Raw genomic sequence first — 1176 nt, 5'->3', positions numbered from 1 at the left:
CCGAAAGGTACCTACTCGGTAAAAGAACTGAGGGTTCGGGGGCTAGTCCCCGAGAATAAAAAACTTAAAAAATATTTTCTGAGAAACTAAAATCAATATATTCTAAACTAACTATATTTTGTTATATGATTTTTTATTCAACTTTTTCCCGCCTTCGCGGTGCGGACTTCGTCAAAGTTTTTACCCTCCGGGTACGCTTCGCGAAAAGTGCAAGTATATTTTGTCAAACCTATATGAATAATAAGTATAACTAGTATCCATAAATAATTAGAATAAAAAGAACTATAGTACTTGAAACAACTCTTTTTTATGAATTTAATTATTGCAAAATAGAATAAATAATTTAATATTATATTATAAAATTATCAAAAACAGAGCATAATAAATGAAAGAATTATACAAGCTAGATAATGCCGCAAAACTTTTTGTATCTATAAAAAATAAAAAAAATATTCCTATATTTAGAGTATCAGCTCTGTTAAAAGATAAAGTAAATGAATCAATACTTCAAAACGCCCTAGACATCACAATGAAAAGGTTTCCAACTTTTGCTTTGTCCATAAAAAAAGGATTATTTTGGAACTACTTTGAAGAAAATAATAGAAGGCTCTTAGTTGAAGAAGAGAAATATTATCCTTGCTACAATATAAATTATAAACTTAATAATGGTTATTTAGTTAGAGTGGTTTATTATAAATATAGAATATCTGTAGAAGTGTTTCACTCTCTTGCAGATGCTACTGCTTTAATAAGTTTTTTAAAATCTCTCCTTTATCATTATCTCACATTATCAGGAAAAAAAATTAACGACCCTAATGAAGATGTATTTAAAGACAGCATACACACCACACGCGACTATGATGACAGTTTTAAAATGCATACACAAAATAAAAAAATAACAACAAAAGAAAAGAAAATTAAAAATGTTTATTTAATAAAAGGCAAGCAATTAAAAATATACGGAAATAATGTTGTTCATGGAATTGTTAGTGTAGAAAATATTAAAAAAGAAAGCAAAAAATATAATGTTACTATCACAACCTACATTGCTTCACTTTTAGCATATTCTATATATGAAGCAAAAATAAAAAATAGATTAGACGGTAAAAATATAGTAGTATGCATTCCTGTTAATCTAAGAACAATATTTCCTTCAATATCTTTAAAAAACTTTTT

Annotated in this window: 1 pseudogene; it reads left to right on the top strand. The window is 26.6% G+C overall.

Annotated features, from left to right (window positions below):
• Positions 1–385 precede the first annotated feature (385 nt).
• Positions 386–1176 (top strand): annotated as a pseudogene (locus E6A48_RS08095) (alcohol acetyltransferase); the annotation flags it as partial.

This window comes from Brachyspira pilosicoli (genome assembly GCF_019402445.1).
GTDB classification, from domain to species: Bacteria; Spirochaetota; Brachyspiria; order Brachyspirales; family Brachyspiraceae; genus Brachyspira; species Brachyspira pilosicoli_B.
This window is presented reverse-complemented; position numbering and strand designations above follow the sequence as displayed.